The organism is Streptomyces sp. NPDC026377, from assembly GCF_055567715.1.
Genome location: NZ_JBVHPV010000020.1, coordinates 56,977 through 75,064, shown reverse-complemented (window position 1 = coordinate 75,064; position 18,088 = coordinate 56,977). Strand labels below are relative to the sequence as shown.

The 18,088-nt window shown below is 70.1% G+C and carries 21 protein-coding genes; all 21 read left to right on the top strand.

Translation table 11 applies throughout. From position 1 onward, the window contains the following. The first annotated feature begins 587 nt into the window (after window positions 1-587). The gene (locus tag ACZ4MU_RS30650; RefSeq protein ID WP_467882748.1) at window positions 588-848 is read left to right on the top strand and encodes a WhiB family transcriptional regulator; all 261 of its coding nucleotides are present in this window, start codon (window positions 588-590) and stop codon (window positions 846-848) included. A gap of 90 nt (window positions 849-938) precedes the next feature. Further along, window positions 939-1,118, top strand: a complete 180-nt coding sequence (locus tag ACZ4MU_RS30645) for a hypothetical protein (protein WP_467882745.1) — start codon at window positions 939-941, stop codon at window positions 1,116-1,118. 209 nt (window positions 1,119-1,327) lie between these two features. Further along, on the top strand, window positions 1,328-1,531 hold the full coding sequence (locus tag ACZ4MU_RS30640) for a DUF5999 family protein (protein WP_467882846.1): 204 nt from the start codon (window positions 1,328-1,330) through the stop codon (window positions 1,529-1,531). Between the two features lie 153 nt (window positions 1,532-1,684). Further along, window positions 1,685-2,533 carry a hypothetical protein gene (locus tag ACZ4MU_RS30635; protein ID WP_467882743.1) on the top strand — a complete coding sequence of 283 codons (849 nt, stop codon included), beginning with the start codon at window positions 1,685-1,687 and terminating at the stop codon, window positions 2,531-2,533. Window positions 2,534-2,733: 200 nt separating this feature from the next. Next, complete coding sequence (locus tag ACZ4MU_RS30630) at window positions 2,734-4,005, top strand: hypothetical protein (RefSeq protein WP_467882741.1); 1,272 nt, start codon at window positions 2,734-2,736, stop codon at window positions 4,003-4,005. Window positions 4,006-4,231: 226 nt separating this feature from the next. Continuing rightward, window positions 4,232-4,603, top strand: a complete 372-nt coding sequence (locus ACZ4MU_RS30625; RefSeq protein ID WP_467882739.1) for a hypothetical protein — start codon at window positions 4,232-4,234, stop codon at window positions 4,601-4,603. Window positions 4,604-4,720: 117 nt separating this feature from the next. Beyond that, window positions 4,721-6,127: a hypothetical protein gene (locus ACZ4MU_RS30620; protein ID WP_467882736.1), complete on the top strand. Its 1,407-nt coding sequence runs from the start codon at window positions 4,721-4,723 to the stop codon at window positions 6,125-6,127. Between the two features lie 2 nt (window positions 6,128-6,129). Beyond that, a complete protein-coding gene (locus tag ACZ4MU_RS30615) occupies window positions 6,130-6,528 on the top strand; it encodes a hypothetical protein (protein WP_467882734.1) in 399 nt (132 codons plus the stop codon). Between the two features lie 84 nt (window positions 6,529-6,612). Then, entirely contained in the window at window positions 6,613-9,165 is a 2,553-nt protein-coding gene (locus tag ACZ4MU_RS30610) for a hypothetical protein (RefSeq protein ID WP_467882732.1), read from the top strand. Between the two features lie 39 nt (window positions 9,166-9,204). Further along, the gene (locus tag ACZ4MU_RS30605) at window positions 9,205-9,432 is read left to right on the top strand and encodes a hypothetical protein (protein WP_467882730.1); all 228 of its coding nucleotides are present in this window, start codon (window positions 9,205-9,207) and stop codon (window positions 9,430-9,432) included. Between the two features lie 84 nt (window positions 9,433-9,516). Then, entirely contained in the window at window positions 9,517-10,041 is a 525-nt protein-coding gene (locus tag ACZ4MU_RS30600) for a hypothetical protein (protein WP_467882727.1), read from the top strand. A gap of 327 nt (window positions 10,042-10,368) precedes the next feature. Next, on the top strand, window positions 10,369-12,960 hold the full coding sequence (locus ACZ4MU_RS30595; RefSeq protein WP_467882725.1) for a DNA translocase FtsK: 2,592 nt from the start codon (window positions 10,369-10,371) through the stop codon (window positions 12,958-12,960). A 242-nt stretch (window positions 12,961-13,202) separates the two neighbouring features. Continuing rightward, entirely contained in the window at window positions 13,203-13,340 is a 138-nt protein-coding gene (locus tag ACZ4MU_RS30590) for a hypothetical protein (RefSeq protein WP_467882722.1), read from the top strand. 64 nt (window positions 13,341-13,404) lie between these two features. Further along, entirely contained in the window at window positions 13,405-14,067 is a 663-nt protein-coding gene (locus ACZ4MU_RS30585; RefSeq protein WP_467882721.1) for a hypothetical protein, read from the top strand. Between the two features lie 94 nt (window positions 14,068-14,161). Beyond that, window positions 14,162-14,809 carry a hypothetical protein gene (locus ACZ4MU_RS30580; protein ID WP_467882719.1) on the top strand — a complete coding sequence of 216 codons (648 nt, stop codon included), beginning with the start codon at window positions 14,162-14,164 and terminating at the stop codon, window positions 14,807-14,809. Between the two features lie 298 nt (window positions 14,810-15,107). Beyond that, the gene (locus ACZ4MU_RS30575; RefSeq protein ID WP_467882717.1) at window positions 15,108-15,344 is read left to right on the top strand and encodes a hypothetical protein; all 237 of its coding nucleotides are present in this window, start codon (window positions 15,108-15,110) and stop codon (window positions 15,342-15,344) included. Next, window positions 15,341-15,979: a GGDEF domain-containing protein gene (locus tag ACZ4MU_RS30570; RefSeq protein ID WP_467882714.1), complete on the top strand. Its 639-nt coding sequence runs from the start codon at window positions 15,341-15,343 to the stop codon at window positions 15,977-15,979. The genes ACZ4MU_RS30575 and ACZ4MU_RS30570 overlap by 4 nt, the downstream gene beginning before the upstream one ends. After that, window positions 15,976-16,530 carry an ASCH domain-containing protein gene (locus ACZ4MU_RS30565; RefSeq protein WP_467882712.1) on the top strand — a complete coding sequence of 185 codons (555 nt, stop codon included), beginning with the start codon at window positions 15,976-15,978 and terminating at the stop codon, window positions 16,528-16,530. Before ACZ4MU_RS30570 ends, ACZ4MU_RS30565 begins: the two co-directional genes overlap by 4 nt. 114 nt (window positions 16,531-16,644) lie before the next feature. After that, window positions 16,645-16,893 (top strand): hypothetical protein, encoded by a 249-nt coding sequence (locus ACZ4MU_RS30560; RefSeq protein WP_467882710.1) that lies wholly within the window; start codon window positions 16,645-16,647, stop codon window positions 16,891-16,893. Window positions 16,894-16,930: 37 nt separating this feature from the next. Further along, window positions 16,931-17,278 carry a hypothetical protein gene (locus tag ACZ4MU_RS30555; protein ID WP_467882709.1) on the top strand — a complete coding sequence of 116 codons (348 nt, stop codon included), beginning with the start codon at window positions 16,931-16,933 and terminating at the stop codon, window positions 17,276-17,278. Beyond that, the gene (locus ACZ4MU_RS30550; protein ID WP_467882707.1) at window positions 17,275-17,952 is read left to right on the top strand and encodes a hypothetical protein; all 678 of its coding nucleotides are present in this window, start codon (window positions 17,275-17,277) and stop codon (window positions 17,950-17,952) included. Before ACZ4MU_RS30555 ends, ACZ4MU_RS30550 begins: the two co-directional genes overlap by 4 nt. Window positions 17,953-18,088 lie beyond the last annotated feature (136 nt).

Below are 18,088 nucleotides of genomic sequence, written 5' to 3'. Positions count from 1 at the left end.
GGGGTTCGGGCGGTGCGGCTGTGTCCCGACGGTAAGAGGCTGGCTGATGCGTATCTCCGTCTGTTGCGCCAGGAGCCGAAGCGGCAGATGCGGCGTGATGCTTGGGCGCGGGAGCGTCGGCGGTTCGACCGTCAGTACACCGCACCGGCGAAGCGTGTGGCCGAGTGGGCCACCGTACTTCCGGCAGTCCGGGACACCGACACCCGTCGCGCGGACGTGCCCGCCACGCCTGCCCCGTCCGAGGCCCCGAGCGTGCCGACACGGTCGCCCGACATCGAGGTGCACGACCGGCGCTAGGCCGAACTGGTCCAGCAGTACGCCGCCCGGGGGTCATGACTGCCTGACCTGCACGCCATCACGAACGACCACGGCCCTGGCCACCCGGTGAAGAGCCGGGTGGCCAGGGCCGTGGCTGCTCGTACGAACAGCCTGAACAGCAGGACAGCCCCGGCGACTTGGACCCCCGGGGCTGTCTTCTAGGACCCGTATGGAGGACCTATGGGCTACAGCATGACACGGACCGACGGCGACTCCGACCCGGATATGGACGAGGCTCTGCGCCGCGTCCGGCAGGCGAGGTGAGCGCCGTGGACTGGCGGCACCGCGCGGTCTGCCGCGAAGAGGACCCCGAGCTGTTCTTCCCCATCGGCACCACCGGCCCGGTGCTCCTGCAGATCGAGGAGGCCAAGGCGGTCTGCCGCCGCTGCCCGGTCACGGAGAAGTGCCTGCAGTGGGCCCTGGAGACCGGGCAGGACCAGGGCGTGTGGGGCGGGCTGTCGGAGGGGGAGCGGCGCGCGCTCAGGCGCCGTTCCGCCCGCAACCGGGCGCGAAGGGCGGGGACGGCATGACGGACGCCGACCAGAAGCGCCTGGAGGCGGAGCTGCGCCGGGTCAACGAGCAGTCGGAGAAAAGCCTGCCGCTCAAGGGCGGTGGCGGCTGTGGCTGACGATCTGTACGCCCGGTACATGAAGGCCGCGGCCGACAGCCGGGTGCACGAGGCGAACTGCCCCAAGTGCTCGCCGTACGCGCCATGCGATACCGGCAAGCGTCTCCGCGGGGCCCTTGCCAAGCTCCAGAACGCCTACCTCATCCAGCAGAAGAAGGAGAGGCGGGGCTGACGCGCGCTGGACGGGACGCATAGCCAGCGGTTCCCCTCAAAAAACGCTCCTCGACCAGGCCGGTCGCCCGCACGACGGGCGGCCGGCCTTTCGCACGCCTCCAGCCCGGGAACACCTCGGGCTCGCCTCCCCCGCTAGGAGAGCTCATGCGCACCAGCACCCCGCTCGACACCGCTACGTCCGCCCGTAGCTCCCGGCTCCCGGCTTCGTTGTGCAGGCACACTCCGAGGTGCCCGTCCGCCGATAGCCCGGACGGTGCGGCCGCCCGGGTCACCGCCAGTCACCCGGAGCAGGGCTGGAGCCTGCTGTGTAACGGGCTCCTTCTCTTCGAAGACACCGGTGAGCTGCTGCCCGACGGCCGGATCGTCACGCCGCACCGGCCCACCGACGTCCCTGAACTGATCGAGGCCTGAGGTGCTCTGGCGGCGCAATGTCCCCACCACGCCCCCGCCCGCGCGCTCCACGGCCCCGTCTCCCCCGTTGGGAGGCCGGCCTCGTGCCGCCGGGTCCGCGACCATCCCGACAACGCCCACGACCGACTCACCCACCCGAAGGGAGCACCACTCATGAGCATCACGATCCGGAACACGTACGGCACACCGCACAACGTCAGCGAGGGGAACCCGACCCACGTCACGAGCTGTGACCGCTACCGGCTTCCGCTCGTCGGCACCATCGCCCCCGGGAGTCCGGGATATGAGGACATGGTCGCGTGGCTTGAGGACGAGGGCCACGACACCCGCCCCGAGGGATACGGGCTGATCTTCCTTGAGTCCGAGGAATTCAGCGCCACCTACTTCGGGTCGATCGAGCAGATTGAGCAGTACAGGCGGGAGAACGTCGACGGCACGGCGACCTTCGATGCCACTCAGGGGGTCATGTACGCGCAGTGGCCCCACGGCAAGGGATGGGATGACTTCATCCCGCGCGTCTTCTGGAACGCTGCCGCGCGCGGAGCGATCGCGGACGGCATCGGCCTCGTCACGGCCTTCGAGCACCCGGTCACCCCGGGCGCCGAGGTCATCGTGTACGAGTTCGAGGGCAGGTGGCTTCCCGAGAGGCCCCCAGTCAACATGATCACGTACCACTGCACCGCCTGCCATCAGGACACGTTCCACGACAGCGGGAAGGTCCACGAGAACAACGGCCCGCAGGACCGCAGGTGGACGGCCCGGCAGGCGCGGCAGCACATCGTCAGCGCCGCCAGGCACGGCGTGACCCGCGACGGAGACTCGGAGTGCCGGCCTTTCGACCCGGCGATGTTGAAGGCCGTGAACGCCGTCGCGCGGCAGAACCTCGGCCTGGCGCACAGTCCCCTGCCCGACGACGACGCCGCCTACTGTGCGACCAAGGGTCCCTGCTCGATCATCCGCGAGCTCCGCGCTGGTGTCCGCCCGCCCGTCTACCGCGCCTGAAGCCCCACGACCAGCGCACTCCCTGGATTGCCTGCCGCCCCCGCCAACCAACTGCGGGGACGGCGGGGAGCAGCAGGGATTTTCCCCGATCCAGTGCTCCGCGGCCGGGCCCGGTAGGACCTTCCCCCCGCCCCGGGCCCGGCTCCTTGTCCCCCGATTGCCTTCAGGAGTGAAGAACCATGACACCGACACCCACATCCATGTCCCCTCCCCCGGAAGCGAAGCTGACCCGGGGCCAGCGCATCATCCTCAGTGCCGCCGCCGTACCGATGGTCGTCTTCGCAGGCCTGGGCTCCTGGGGCACCTACAGCAACATCACCGGCGTCTTCCACCGCTCGGCCACCGCGTGGGGCGTGGTCGCCGCCGGTGAGGGCGCCACGCTCTCCCTGGCGCTCGTCTACGTCGGGCTGACCCTGCTGGGCCAGTCTTCGCCGGCCGCCGTCCGGGTCGGGCTGTGGCTGCTGCCCGCAGCGGCCTCTGGCACCGGCGCCGCCGTCGCGCAGACCGCCACCGAGGCGATCGTCTTCGCCGTCACACCGCTGGCCATGTGCTCCTCCGCGGAGGGCATGGGCCTGCTGGCCCGCCGCATCGTCATCCGGGTCACCGGCGTCGACATGGAGGCCCAGCGCCGGAACGCGAAGACGATGCAGCAGCTCGCGTACCACCGGGCCCGCGCCGCGAACCACCCCGACGAGAAGACGCGCAAGGCGTCGGAGCTGAAGTCGTGGGATCTGGCCAAGAAGGTCGGCACGGGTGACGCGACGCTCGGCGCGGGCCTCGTGACGGTTCAGCGGGACCGGATGACGGAAGGCGCGAATGACGCGCTGGCCGGCATGTTCGACCTGACATCCGTCACGCCCGCGCTGACCTCGTCCGTCACGCCCGCACTGCCCGTCCCGCCCGGGCGTGACGGTTCCGGCGCAGGCTCAGTCACGGACCACCCGGTCCGTCACACCGACGGCACGCACCCCGTGACGAACAAGCCGCCCCGTGACACCGCCGCCCCGGACGGTCTGGAGGGTGTGACGCAGACAGGCACGCAGGTCAGTGGAGACATGACCGTGCGGCCGTCACAGTCCACGGAATCCGTCACGGACACCGTGACGCGCACCGTCACGGGCGCGGTCCCGCACGGTGTGACGGAAACCGTCGCGGCCGAGGCCTCCGTCACGCCGGGTTCCGTCACGGTCGCGAGGCCGTCACAGGAGCCGTCGCACTCCGTCACGCTCGAAGAGGTCGCGGCCGTCGCGGGCGCGCCCACCCCCGTGACGGGCGAGCGGCTGACCGAAGCGCAGCTTGAGGTCGTTCTGCGGCACCTGCGCTACTCAGACGACCCGCCTCTTTCCTACCGCCAGGCCGTCACCGCCTTCCGCGAAGCCGGCTTCGTTGGCGGCGAGGAGCGGGTCCGCCGCGTCTGGGGCCACCTGATGTCGCACGAGGAGTCCGAGGCGCGCGAGAAGACCGACGCCTGAGCAGCGTCCGGCACCACCAGTGAAAGCCAACTTGCCCCGGCGGGTTGGCTTTTGCTGCGGCTGCCGGAAGCAGTCGAAATAGGTGCAAAAGCACTCCGGTGAGTGAGCTGGTGAGTGACCCGGCGAGCGGAACGTTCGCAGACCCGGCAAGCAGACCCGGCGAGCAGACCCGGCGCGTTCTGCACCCCCGTCTGACCCCCGAAACGAACGGAGGAAACCAGGCCCGATGGGGGGATCCGCGTACTGGACAAAACAGATCAAAAGGGCGGACGCGCAATCCCCCAAGGAGGGTGCGATCAAGCGACTGGACCGGCTGCACGGCGTACTGCGCCGACTCGATCCGGTGGTCGCCGACCGCGCCTGGCGCGACGTCGGCAGCCTCCTCCAGCAGACCACCGACCGTTACTCGGTACGCGGATCCGCGTACTGGACGAAGGAGATCAGAGAGGCGGACAGGAGGTCCGCCAAGGAGGGTGCGATCAAGCGACTGGACCGGCTGCGCGGCGTGCTGCGCGACCCCGATCCGGTGATCGCCAACCGCGCCTGGCGCGAGGTCCGCGACGCCCTCCAGCGGATCACCGACCGCTACTCGCGGTGATCGTTCACTCATTCATTCACCCCGGGGGGAGATGAACGCGACCGGTCCCTACACGCGTACGTACGCGCACGAGGGCCGCGTTCACTCCCCCCAGTTGCACTCCGTGAGGGGAACGCGATGGAAGTTCTGCTTCTCGCGGCGTGCGCGTGGCTCGTCCACACGCATGGCGCGCAGAGCGAGCAGGCAAAGCTGGGGCTATCCCCGGCGCAGCGAGACATCCTTCGGGAGAAGACCCGGCACGAGAAGTCCGTGCAGAAGATCGCCGACAAGCACCGCGTCGCTCCGCCGGTTGAACGCGAGTCCGGTGGCTCGCCGTGGAACGAGTCGCCGGCCTCGGAACGCGACCCGGTGCTCACCCTCCCGGAGGCGTTCCGGTCGGGCTACCGCGGCCACACCCGCATCGAGCGCGTGGCCACCCCGGTGGGGCGCCGCGCCGGCCTGTGGACCGCGCAGGGCGTCGCCTGGGCCCAGGACACCGGAAAGGGCGCGCTGCGCGAGTACCGCAAACGCCGCCGTGCCAAGGGCGACCCGGACTCCCCCCCGGTGCTCGTTCCGCTGCCTCCGCGTGACGCGCCGGCGGTGCCGCCGATCCCGGCGAACCCGCCGACGGCCGGAACCGGCAACGGCAAGGGCGACGGGGTGACCCTGGCGAGGCCGGACCCGCCGTCGGAGCCCGAAGCGGGCGAGAAGCCCCCTGAGGGGGCCTCTGAGCCGCCAACGGACACCGAGGGGGACCCGTGGGTCCCGACGGCCCCAACGGCCCCTGAGTGGGGCGCAGATGGGCCCGTACCGGTGCCCGGCCCCCGCGGCTCGGAGGAGACGGACCCGGCAACCGGCGAGGCGCCGCCACGGACGCCGCCGGGACTCAAGCCCATCTATGTCCCGCTCGAAGACGACTCGGAGAAGGCCCAGGAAGCCGTGACGGAACCCGTCACGGCAGAGGGGACGCCCGTGACGGAATTCGTCACGGACCCCGCGACGCCCGTGACGGATCCCGACCCGGCCGTCGCGCCTGCCGTAACGGATCCCGGAGCGGCCAAGACCGAATCGATGAACACCAAGGAACCGGCCCCAGTCAAAGGAGGAGTTGGGCGTATGGCAGCAGAGGTGTCGTACGAGTCCGTTGAAGAGGAGAGCGACGAGCTCTCCCTGATGTGCGAGGACGACCTGGTCGTGTACGAGCGCATCGGCAAGCGCTGCCAGCGGGAGATCTCCCGCGGCGACGCCCTGCTCGTGGCCATGGAGCGTGTCGGCTTCGGACCGAAGGTCATGGGCTGGGTCACCCGCGGCAAGGAGCAGTACGGGGTGATCGGCAGTCAGCTCGACGAGCTGAAGTCGAACACGAGAGCCCAGGGAGAGGGCGTGGTGAAGGCCAAGGCCCTCTTGGTGGCCGGCCAGGGCCTCTACGCGGGCATCGCCAAGGACATGGAGTCCGTGGCCGAGCGGGAGGTCTACATCTCCGACGCGGTCGACGCCGAGGACACCTCCGCGCACACCGAGGTCTACGAGACGAGGGGAGCCTGACCATGAGCGAAGCCAAAGGTGGTCTCGGCGCGATCGTCACCTACGCCGCCGTCCTCGCAAGGGCCGCGGCGTACGGCATCCGCGCAGCCAACACCAAACGGGCCGTCGAACGGCTCAAGTCCCGCTTCGATGACCGTGGCGCCTCAGCGAGGTACCTGTCCGACGCGATGACGGTCCTGGAAGTCGACGCGCCGACCACCACCGCGTACATGGAGGTCGCGACGCTGACGGAAGCCATGTCGGCGAACGTCGGCACGATCGTCTCGGCGGCCGACACGCTGTCCGCCGTGGCGCAGGGCCTGGCCGATGAGACGACGGCCCAACACGGCCGGATGACGGACGCCAACCGCACCCACCACGTGCCGATGGCCAACCGGCGCTTCATCAAGCCCGAGCAGTAGGCGCCAGACACGTACACCACCAAGGGCGGGGGCCGCACCTGCGGCCCCCGCCCTTGGTGGCATCCCGGAATCGGAGGAAGCCGGATGGCAGCGACCACGGAAGCGACGAAGGAAGAAGAAGACACTCCGCAGGAGCTAACCGGGCTGCGCGCCCGGGCGGCCCAGATGCAAAACCCCGGCCTGTACGTAGGGTCCGGTCTCAGCATCACCTCGAGCCTGCTGTCTGGCGACCCGCTCCTGTTCACCACGATCGGCGCAACTGGCCTCGCGGCCGGCTGGGCCGCTCTGGCCATGAACCCCGGCCCGTGGCGCTGGCTGCCCGGGCACGGCGAGCCGTGGGAGTGGATGGCCCGCAGCAGCCGGCGCGGCTACCGGCGCAAGGTCCGCCGGATGCGCCGCCGCCTGGCCCACGACGACGGTTACAGCCCGTCCTTGGGCAGCGACGGCATGCTCGTGCCGACCATCGGCATCGCCGACACCTGGCTCCAGCGGGACGACCGCGCCGCTCTCGTACGCGCGGCGAAGGCCGAGGCCTACCGCAACCGCTGCGCCAGGCTTCGCCGGATGTGGGCCAAGGCCCTGCCCGACTGGGAGCGCGACTGGTGGCGCCGGTACACGCCCGCCGAGATGGCGCTGCGTGCCGGGCCTCTGGCGGCGATCCCCGCAAGCGGCTTCATAGACCTGCCCTGGTGGGCCCACATCGTCGCTGCATCCCTCGGGTCCGTGTGGGGATCGTGGGTGTGGGCCCGTCCCGACCTCGGGGTCTCTCCGGCCGGGCACCCGGAGGGAGCGGGCTGGTACCTGGCGCGGTGGGATGAGTGGATCGCGTGCGAGCGCGGCCCGCTGCCCGATTCCAAGCTCGTGGACATCCACCTGGACGATGACAAGCTAACCGCGATCATCGTGTCCACCACCGCCAGGCCCGCGCTGGCCGTTGGGCAGGACGAGATCTCGATCGCGTTCGACGTGCCGCCCCGGGCGGTCAACGTCTACCGCCCCGAGGACATGTCCGCCAGCCGCGCCAAGCTCACCGTCCGGCTGCGGACCGCCGCGGCCGCCGACCTGGACATGGACGACCTGCCTGCGGTGTGGCAGGAGTTCGGCCCGTACATGGGCAGCGAACTGTACGACGTGCGGGATACGGAATACGGCCGCCAGTTCAAGATCCTGATGCCGCGGCGGGGCTCCTCGGTCGCCGAGGTACAGCCGCGCAGCATCGCCCAGGCCCTGGACATGCCCGGCGAGGACGCCGTCGCCCGGTTGCACCTGCGCGTGATTGACGCCCGCAGGATCGAAGTCAACGAGATGAGCACCAACCCGCTGCAGGAGGGTGTGGCACTCGACCTGCGCGCGCTGAGCATGGACGCGCAGGGCTACGTCACGGTCGGCAAGGACATCTACGGCCGTCCGGCGAAGTGGCGGCTGCTGAAGTTCGACCCGATCCGCCGCGGCCTGTCCGGGCGGCCGTCCGCGTCGGCGGTGCACTCGTTCGGCTCCGGCACCACCGGCGCCGGCAAGACCTCCCTGGAAGAAAGCCTTCAGGTCGCCCAGCGAGTCAACGGCTTCATCTCCTGGCTGGCCGACGGCAAGGGCGGCGCCGGGTACGCATCCTGGTTCGGCGATCTCGACTGGCTGGTCAAGTCGCCGGTCGGGGCCATGCTCATGGGCCAGTCCGCCACCCGCGTCAGCGAGTACCGCTACAGCGAACAGATGAAAATGCAGTGGCTGGACGCGGAAGGGTTCATCGAGCAGGGCCGGTCGTTCTTCGTGCCCGCCGAGCCCTTCGCACCAATGGTCGTCACCTGGGACGAGTTCAACGAGATGGTCCTCAAAGACCCTCACGCGTTCCACGTCAAGCCACTGACCCGGGCGATGTCCAGCGTGGGCCGCCTCTCCAGGGCGGCCGGCCTGTCCGCACGGGCCTGGGTCCAGATCCCGAACCTGGACTCCATCGGATCCGACGCCAGCGCGAACGCCATTCGCGACATGCTCCAGTCCGGGAACATCAGCCTTTTCCGCACCGCGCGCGCCGACGTCGACGTCATGTCGCTCGGCTCCCGCACCCCGGAATTCCGTCTGGAGCCCCTTCCCGAGCGGTTCCCCGACGGGTCCGAGACAGGCGGCCTGTTCTACCTCGCCGACGGAAAAGCCCAGTACACCCAGTCCCGTGCCATGTTCCACACCAACCCGGCCCGCGTCGCCCGCGGGTTTCCCATGGCGACCCTCTCCGACCCGGAGGCCGAAGCCGCCGGCGCTGCGTACCTGCGCCGGGAGGAATACCGCCACCTGGACGCCGCCGAGGAGGAAGCCTTCCTCCTCGACCTGATCAAGCAGGAGCAGTCCAAGAACAGCCCGCACGCCACGGTCATCGACATCAAGCCCGCGCCGGCCGCCGCGGATGAGGACGGCGAAGACGAGGACCTGGACGAACTCGTGCCGCTCACCCGCACCCAGAAGGTGTGGCACGCGGTCGACGGCGGTGCCCGGCGCAACAAACAGATCGCCGAGGTCACCGAACTCCAGCCGTCGAATGTCGCGAACGCCACGACCCGTCTGGAACGGCTCGGGAAGCTCACCAAGATCGACCGCGACTGGCACACGGCCTCCTCCCTCGACGACCAACGCGTCGACGCCTAGCGCCGCCCCCTCCCCGTTCACGAAAGTTGGAGATCAACCATGGAACTCACCGTTTCAGCACTCGCGATGCTCGTCGCCATCGCCATCGGCATCTGGATGAAGAAGGACGCCAGCTTCCGAAAGCGAGAGGTCGCCGTCGTCTCGGTCTTCTGGATCCTCGTGATGATGACGCCCCCCGGCGCGGACGGCGTCGAAAAGGTCCAGGAGATGTTCGGCAACGGCGCCAAGGGCTTCAGTGAGACCGTCAACAACGTCTCCTCCAAGTAGAGCCACCCCACGAAGGAGGCGGCCCGCACCCAGCAGGCCGCCTCTCCTGCGTCCCCCCGACCCCTCAGCAAGGAGACACGCCACATGGCCGACGACCTCGCAGGCCTCGGGCGGGGGCAGACGGCTCAGGAAGCGGTCGACGAGGCGCGCATGCTGGCCAACTGGTACAGCAGCACCGCCCCCACGACCACCAGACTCGTCGCGCCCGACCTTCCGCCGCCCAAGCCCGCCATGGTCGACGACGTGCCGTTCGATCGGCACGGACGACCGCCCATGTCCCAGCGGGCCACGGACCACGCGGCGCTCGTACTCGTGTACTCGTTCGGCTCGCTGCCGGTCAGCGCCGCCATCTCGCTGGTGCTGTGGCGGCTGGCACACGTCAGCCCGACAACGCTGACCATCGTCGGTGTAGGCACCGTCGGAGTGATCACATCGATCGGCGTCGCAGCCCGCATGATCGGGCGCGCCGTACGCGACGGTGCCTCCGCCCTGCCGGACAACACGGTCAACCACTTCACGGGGCCGAACTACGTGCAGCACAACGAACTGCACACCCAAACCAAGTGGTTCGGCACCACCCACAACGAACTCCCCGGCGAACAGGAGTGACGTTGGCCCCGCATGACGCGCAGAACGACCTCGCCTGATTCCGCAGCACCCCGCTCCACCAGTGATCGGCCGTTCTCCGTACGCCCCCGCTCGCCGCCCCAACAGGGGGAACCGCGGGGCCGTGCGGTGTCCGCCCGGCCACCCAGACCGCGTACTGGCGGTCCTCGCCACCAACTTCCCTTGCCGGGGCGCCCCCGTCTCTCGCGGGTTGCCGTCGTCCCATCGCCTTCGCTGGCCTCGCGCTCGTCGTGACCTTGCTCGCGTTACGGCAGAAGACCAATCCGCCAGGTCCCCGTCACCCAAGCACCGCCTGCCTACCCACCCTCCATGGAGGCCACTGTGAAGAAGCCGCCCGCCAAAAAACCCGCCGCGAAGAGGGCACCGGTCAAGAGGACACCGGCGAAGAGGGCCGCGGCAAAGAGGGCGCCCACCAAGAGGGCGCCCACCAAGAGGGCGCCCGTGAAACGGGCCCCCACGAAGAGGACCCGCGCGAAATCGGCGCCCCTCCTTACCCGGATGGTGTCCCGGCTGCTCCGCACCACGGGGCGAAGCGTCAGGAACCTCGACCCGGCGCACCGCAAGGACGGCGCCGCTCTGCTGCTGTTCGCCCTCGCGCTGATCGTCGCCGCAGGCACCTGGGCCGACCTCAAGGGCCCGGTCGGCGACCTGGTCGAGATCCTGGTGACCGGCGCCTTCGGGCGGCTCGACTTGCTCGTGCCGATCCTGCTCGTGGTGATCGCCGTCCGGCTCGTCCGGCACCCCGAGAAGCCCACGGCAAACGGCCGCATCGTGATCGGCCTGTCCACGCTGCTGACCGGCCTCCTCGGACTGATCCACATCGCGTCCCACTCGCCCGCGCGGGACGACGGCATGCAGGCCATTCGGGACGCCGGCGGACTGATCGGCTGGGGCCTCGCGACCCCGCTGACCTACACCGTGAGCAACGTGCTGGCCGCACCGCTGCTGGTGCTGCTCACGGTCTTCGGGCTGCTGGTCGTCACGGCCACCACGGTCAACGCCATCCCGCAGCGGCTGTGGGCGCTCGTCGTGCACCTCGGCGTCGTCCAGGAGCAGACAGCCGACATGCCCAGTGCGGACGACGAGCGAATCCCGGAGCAGCGACACGAGCCGCCGCCGACCGCACGCGCCGGCCGTCGCGGACCCGCCGAAGAGGCGTACGACCCCGGTGGCGTCAAGCCGGCGGCCCTTGCGCCGGGCGGGAAATGCAAGGCCGTAGCAAATCCGGCGCCCGTCGCACAGCCGCCTGCGACGACGTCGACTCCCATGGTTGTCCCCGACCTCACCAAGGCGCCGTCCGCTGGCGAGGAACGCGATGTTCTCGCGCGACCGGAACAGCTCCGGCTGTCCGGTGACATCACGTACGCGCTGCCCCCGCTCGACCTCCTCGCGCGCGGCGGGCCCGGCAAGGCGCGCAGTGCCGCCAACGACGCGGTCGTCGCGTCACTCTCGAACCTCTTCGTTGAGTTCAAGGTCGACGTTGCCGTCACCGGCTTCACGCGCGGCCCGACGGTCACGCGCTACGAAGTCGAACTCGGCCCGGCCGTGAAGGTCGAGCGGATCACCGCGCTGACGAAGAACATCGCATACGCCGTCGCCAGCCCCGACGTCCGGATCATCTCGCCGATCCCCGGCAAGTCCGCGGTCGGCATCGAAATCCCCAACACCGACCGCGAGATGGTGAACCTCGGCGACGTGCTCCGGCTGGCCGCGGCCGCCGACGACGCTCACCCCCTGCTGGTCGCGCTCGGCAAGGACGTCGAGGGCGGCTACGTCATGGCCAACCTCGCGAAGATGCCGCACATCCTCATCGCCGGAGCCACCGGCTCCGGCAAGTCCTCGTGCCTCAACTGCTTGATCACTTCCATCATGGTGCGCGCGACCCCCGAGGAAGTGCGCATGGTCCTCGTCGACCCCAAACGCGTCGAGCTGACGGCCTACGAGGGCATCCCTCACCTGATCACGCCGATCATCACCAACCCGAAACGCGCCGCCGAGGCCCTCCAATGGGTCGTACGCGAGATGGACCTGCGCTACGACGACCTCGCCGCCTACGGCTTCCGGCACATCGACGACTACAACGCCGCCGTACGAAGCGGCAAAGTGAAGGCGCCGACGGGCAGCGAGCGGAAGATCCAGCCGTACCCGTACCTGCTGGTCATCGTCGACGAGCTCGCCGACCTGATGATGGTCGCCCCCAGGGACGTCGAGGACGCGATCGTCCGCATCACGCAGCTCGCGCGCGCGGCCGGCATCCACCTGGTGCTCGCCACCCAGCGGCCATCGGTCGACGTCGTCACCGGGCTGATCAAGGCGAACGTGCCCTCCCGGCTCGCCTTCGCCACCGCCTCGCTCACCGACTCGCGGGTCATCCTCGACCAGCCCGGCGCCGAGAAGCTGATCGGCAAGGGCGACGGGCTGTTCCTGCCGATGGGAGCGAGCACGCCGGCCCGTATGCAGGGCGCCTTCGTGACCGAGAACGAAATCGCGGCCATCGTCCAGCACTGCAAGGCGAAGATGACGCCCGTCTTCCGGGACGACGTCGTGGGAACCCAGCAGAAGAAGGAGATCGACGAAGAGATCGGCGACGACCTCGACCTGCTGCGCGAGGCGGCCGAACTGGTCGTCTCCACCCAGTTCGGTTCGACGTCCATGCTCCAGCGCAAACTCCGGGTGGGCTTCGCGAAGGCCGGCCGGCTGATGGACCTCATGGAGTCCCGCGACATCGTCGGTCCCAGCGAGGGCTCCAAGGCGCGCGCCGTCCTGGTGAAGCCGGATGAACTGGACGGGGTGTTGGCACTGCTCCGTCCCTTGCCCGGCAGTGTGCAAGTAGGAGACGCGGACACCGCCAGCCTCCAGGAGCTGGGCCGGAACACGACTGGCGCAGAGCGGCGGCAATGAGCCGCTACCGCGCCTAGGCCTGGGCGGCCAGCAAGCTGACCGCAGAGATCACCACGCCTTCGCCGCAGCGGTACAGGGTGCGATCACAACTCGGGCCGGGCACTTCAGCGCCCGGGCCCGTCATGGTCGGCCCGACCAACACCCCGACCACGACAGCTCCGACAACACGTTGCCTCATCGTGACCGGTGGTCGGGGCTGATGGTCGCCGTCCTGGTCGGGGCCGACGGGTGAGGTGCCCCCCATGGACTTCACGCCCGCGCTCGCCTCGGACGGCAATGCAGCAGACAACCTCATCGGATCTCAGAACGAACACGTGACCGTCACTGGTCAACGCGACACGCACCACCGGCTGTTCTGCCCCCTTCCGCAGGCCGCCTGATCCCGGATCCGGCGGCCTCCCGCTTTTGCACCCCGCTCCCGGACTCCCCAAGGAGGAGAACCCCATGGGCAAGACCATGCGCACCACCGCCGCCATCGCCATGGCCGGCTTCGAAAACGTCGCCATGCTGGCCGCCGCCGGAACCGGCGGCGTACTGGGCTACAACGCGCCGGCCCTGCTGACCGCCGCCGGAGTCGACGGCTGGCCCGGCAGCACTACGCCGACCTGGGCCGCCTTCTGCGCAGGCCTCACCGCCATCGTCTTCACCTTCGGGGGCAACGAGCTCCTCGACTCGTTCATGTCGCCGCTGCACGCCCTCACCCGCAGCTCGACCTCCCCGGCCTACGGACTGGACACACAGGAGACGGACGACGACTTGCCCACCGACGCCGAGGAACTCATCGACCGCCTGACCGAGGGCGCCCGGGCCGGTGGCGCCCACGAGGCCGCGATGTACTCCGGGAAGATCGACCCCGCCGGGCACCTCCTGAACGAAGCCAAGTTGTGGGTGGGCATCGACGGCACCAGCGCCCTGTTCCCCCTCACCGAAGGCGCCTACGTGCACTACCGCAAGAACGAGGACGGCAAGTTCGAGACCCACGAATATGCCTTCGTCGCCCCGGAGACCAAGGACGAGCCGGTCCCCGTCACATCCATGGACCAGGTGCGTGACCTCCTGGAGCAGCACCTCAACCGCGAGGTCCGGGACGAGCCGGTTAGCGCCTGACCTGCCGGCCCCCTGTGCCGCCCCGCCCCGCGCGGGCCGGGGCAGTGCAGAGGCCCGGCAGACGGGCTCCGACCGACACGGAGGAGCAGCACCCATGACGACCATGGACATCACCCACAGCCGCACGGAGGCACCCGAGTCCGCCGAGGCAGTGGTCCCCAGCACCCGGGCCACGCAAACGCCGATGATCAGCGAGCTGGTCCTGGCGACGTTTCACCTGGAGCACCTGGCCGAGACGGCTGGCCCACCCGCGGACGAGACCACCGCACACCTGAACGGCAGCACGCCCGAGCAGCAGCGCTCCTTCGTCCTGGGCAACGCCGACCGCATCCGAGCCGCCCTCGTCAAGATCACCGCCCCGTACGAGACGCCCGCAACGCTGGCGCCCCCCGACCCCCGGCCGACCGAAGTCAACGACCGCGACCTCCAGCCGCAGACCTGCCGCCCCCCGACCGACGCCACGGCGACCGCCGCTGCCCCGGAGACGGCAGCCGTGTATGCCGTACTCGCCGGCGACCGGAACGACGCTCAGCGGATCGTCGCCGCCATGCCCCCCGACGAGCGCGCCGCGTTCGCCAGCCAGCTCGACGAACTCCGCAAGCTCATCGGCCTCGTCTGCGACAACTGCGGTTGTCTGGCCGAGCTTGGGACCGGCACGACCGACCCCTTCGCCGCAGTGTGCCGCTTCCTGTGCGAGGCCTGCTCGGCCGACCTCCGGCGACCACGCCTTCATGTGCCCTAACGGGCACCGGTGGTCAAACAGCACGGACGGTGGCTGACCGCGGCCCCAGAGGACGCGGTCGACCTGAAGTGCCTGTCTGAACCGGCCTCGGAACGCCACGAGCAGCGCCTCTCAAGGCCACACCACGCTTGCTCCGACGGCCGGCGCCCTGAAACCGCACGGCGGCCCACCTCAAGCCGACGCACTCCTAACCGCGCCCATGCCGCCGACACCCTGCCCCCACATGCGTGCGGGGCGCGCCCTCGGCCTGCAACCACCGGACGCGCCCCACCAACCCCCGTAACGGAGGCACTTCGAGATGACCACAGCCTTAACCCAGCCCGCAACCACTTCGCTGGCACCGGGCTGCCCGACCTGTGCGGGCCGCCCCGGCGAGCGCCTCTACTCCATCGGCACCGACCAGCCCCGAGCCCTGGCCAAGGCAGATGCCGAGGCCGCGATTCTCGGCGTCGACGCTCACGTCCACCAGTCCCTCCCCGACGACCAGTTCGTCGTCGTCCGCCCCGTCACCGGCACCGAAACGGGGCAGCCGTGAACGAGATCGTGCTCACCGCCGCGCTCCCGGCAGCCGGATGGGCCCTCCACGCCAGCCTGCTCGTCCGCAAGCTCCGCGCCGAACGACGGGACCTTCTCACTGGCCTGTGGACGCGACGCCCCTGGATGCACCGCACCGAACGACTGATCCGCCAGAGGCGCATCACCCATGTGCTTCTTCTCGACCTCGACGGCTTCAAGCCCGTCAACGACGACTTCGGTCACAGTGCCGGGGACACGGTGCTCGCGGCCGAGGGCGCCCGGCTGGACGACTTCGTCACGCAGAACGGCGGGCCCCGCGGCGTCTGCGCCCGCCTCGGCGGGGATGAGTTCGTCGCCGCGATCAGCGTCCAGGACCTGAAGGCCTTCGTCGACGGCCTGGCCCACGAGCTGGCCAGGCCAGTGCCCTGGCCAGGAGGCCCGCTCAAGGTCACTGCCTCCATCGGCGCAGTACGAGTCGCCGAGGTGCAGCAGCCGTCGGCCTCGACCGTCCTCGAAGCCGCCGACGCCGCCATGTACGCGATCAAAAAGTCGCGCGGGCGCAGCGGCCGCCGCGCCCACCGCCGCGCCGCCAGCCCCACGGCCACCACCGTGACCATCAGCTCCCCGGCACAGGAAGCTAGGGCCGCGGTATGAAACCCGTGATCAGTGAGGCGTACCCGGTACGCGCCCTGACACTCTGGCAGCCCTACGCCTCGGCAGTGGCCGCCGTCGCCAAGGACATCGAAAACCGCAGCTGGGCACCCACCTACCAGGGCGGACTCATCCTCGTCCACGCCGGCCTCAACACCGACCGTGCGGCCCTGAGCCACGTGTCCCAAGACCTGGAACTGCCCAGGGGAACCGTAGTAGCCGTCGCCCGCATCTCCCACGCGCACACCGACTGCCAGGGACGGTGCAGCACGTGGGCTGACCGCGACAGCACCTGGCACTGGGAGCTCACCGACGTCATCCAACTGGCCGCCCCCGTAACCCACGTGAAGGGACGCCAACGCATCTGGGTGCCGGACGACGCCCTGCGCCACCGCGTCGCAGCAGCGCTCCCCCCGAACTGTGCCTGCCTCGCAGCTCATCTCCGCAAGGAACCCACCACGTGCACCACCTCCGCTGCCTCTTCCCCGGCCGCGCCCGCACCCACCGCACGGCCCGGAAGGACTTCAGCATGTCTGTGCACACCCACCCGATGACCCTGAGCGGGACGCTCGCCGGACCCTGCCGTGCTCGTCGACGGGCAGGCCTACTTCCGGCTCACGTACGCGCCCGAAGACCGCAACTGCGCCCCCGCTGGGCACGATCACGAAGTGCGCGAGGCGGTGCTGCCCTGCGTGCTGGCCGACCCCGCGGCCGCTGCGGACCTCGCCACACTGCAGCCCGGAGCCCCGCTGAAGGTCTGCGGCCACCTTGCCCTGCCCGACACCTACACCAGCGACCTGCGCCTGGTGGTCCACACCGCCGACTTCGAACTGTCTGCCCCCAGGCTCCCCGCAGCCCCACGGCTGGCGCTGCGTCTCGTCGGTACCGGCACCCGCCACCTTGCTGCGCCCAGCTGACAGCCCTCTTCCGTACCCCGTTGAAAAGGACTCCACCATGGCGGCTTCCGTCATCCCCAGTCCGCGGCAGGCACTGACCGCCTCGCAGGCCGTCGCCCTGACCTTGCTCCGCGACGGCTACACGCAGCGCACCATCGCCGTCCGCACCGGCGCCGACCCCCATGACCTCTATCGCCTCGCCGCCCTGCACGGCATCACCGCCCCGCATGGAACGGTCGAGGGCCATAACTGCCATGAAGCCCGCGGAGAAGAAGCCTGCACCTCCTGCGCGCACGCCTACGGGCGAGCCCACGCCCGCGAGCACGCCCGGCGCCGCAGGACGCTAAGCGCACTCCCCCGCGCGCTGCGTCCCCGCGGCCGGCAAGTACGGAGGGCCGTGCGGTGAACGCGCCCCTACCTGCCCCTCCTCCCGGGGAAACCGGCGGCCTGATCGTCCTGGAGGGCTATCTCGATGACGAGTCCCTCCCCGACGGCCTGTCCGGTGAGACAGCCCGGTTCCAACTGGTCGTCTCACCCACCGAAGACCGCATCGACGAGCTCGTCATGCCCTGCACGGTCACCGAGCCCGGGTTGGCGCACGCCGTCGTGACAGACCTGGGAGCCAGCGACCTGCTCCGCGTCAGCGGCCACCTCCAGCTGCCCCGCGACCCCGGGGACGGAATACGGCTGCAGGTCAGCGCCATCCACGTGCTCGAGAACGGCGTCGACCTCAGCCACGTCGACTGCGAGGAGGAGCTGGGCCCCGTGGCCCTGTCCGAGTACGGGTACGTCGAGCGCTACGGCGACTACCAGACGTGGAACGACCCCGACGCCTGCCTCACCAGCCTCTGGCACACCTCCGGAGAATGGGTCGCCTCCACCGACGATCCCAGCGCTCTCGGCGATCTCATTGCCGCCCACCGACGGCGCGCAACCTCCGCAGCCACCGATACCCACCCCGAGGAGGCCGCCCCCGTGGAGCCGCCTCCGCCCACGAGGCGGTCGGCGCGCTTGCACCGAATGCGGAGCTGGCTCCGCCGCACCTGGCCGACCAGGACGGGGAACACGCGCACGCTCTGACCAGCGCACCCCAATACGGCCCGGGGCGGCCGCCGGCCACCGAGCCCGGCCGCCCCGGCTGCCTCTCCTCCAAACCGGACCACAACACCGCGAAGGAGGGCCATGTCCAACCCCCCCCAGGTGGGCACCAAGCCAA

Bases quoted from the DNA above. Each gene is read 5' to 3' on its own strand.
- ACZ4MU_RS30635 (WP_467882743.1), top strand. From the start codon at position 1,685: ATGAGCATCACGATCCGGAACACGTACGGCACACCGCACAACGTCAGC.
- ACZ4MU_RS30630 (WP_467882741.1), top strand. From the start codon at position 2,734: ATGTCCCCTCCCCCGGAAGCGAAGCTGACCCGGGGCCAGCGCATCATC.
- ACZ4MU_RS30625 (WP_467882739.1), top strand. From the start codon at position 4,232: ATGGGGGGATCCGCGTACTGGACAAAACAGATCAAAAGGGCGGACGCG.
- ACZ4MU_RS30620 (WP_467882736.1), top strand. From the start codon at position 4,721: ATGGAAGTTCTGCTTCTCGCGGCGTGCGCGTGGCTCGTCCACACGCAT.
- ACZ4MU_RS30615 (WP_467882734.1), top strand. From the start codon at position 6,130: ATGAGCGAAGCCAAAGGTGGTCTCGGCGCGATCGTCACCTACGCCGCC.
- ACZ4MU_RS30610 (WP_467882732.1), top strand. From the start codon at position 6,613: ATGGCAGCGACCACGGAAGCGACGAAGGAAGAAGAAGACACTCCGCAG.
- ACZ4MU_RS30605 (WP_467882730.1), top strand. From the start codon at position 9,205: ATGGAACTCACCGTTTCAGCACTCGCGATGCTCGTCGCCATCGCCATC.
- ACZ4MU_RS30600 (WP_467882727.1), top strand. From the start codon at position 9,517: ATGGCCGACGACCTCGCAGGCCTCGGGCGGGGGCAGACGGCTCAGGAA.
- ACZ4MU_RS30595 (WP_467882725.1), top strand. From the start codon at position 10,369: ATGGAGGCCACTGTGAAGAAGCCGCCCGCCAAAAAACCCGCCGCGAAG.
- ACZ4MU_RS30590 (WP_467882722.1), top strand. From the start codon at position 13,203: ATGGACTTCACGCCCGCGCTCGCCTCGGACGGCAATGCAGCAGACAAC.
- ACZ4MU_RS30585 (WP_467882721.1), top strand. From the start codon at position 13,405: ATGGGCAAGACCATGCGCACCACCGCCGCCATCGCCATGGCCGGCTTC.
- ACZ4MU_RS30580 (WP_467882719.1), top strand. From the start codon at position 14,162: ATGACGACCATGGACATCACCCACAGCCGCACGGAGGCACCCGAGTCC.
- ACZ4MU_RS30575 (WP_467882717.1), top strand. From the start codon at position 15,108: ATGACCACAGCCTTAACCCAGCCCGCAACCACTTCGCTGGCACCGGGC.
- ACZ4MU_RS30565 (WP_467882712.1), top strand. From the start codon at position 15,976: ATGAAACCCGTGATCAGTGAGGCGTACCCGGTACGCGCCCTGACACTC.
- ACZ4MU_RS30555 (WP_467882709.1), top strand. From the start codon at position 16,931: ATGGCGGCTTCCGTCATCCCCAGTCCGCGGCAGGCACTGACCGCCTCG.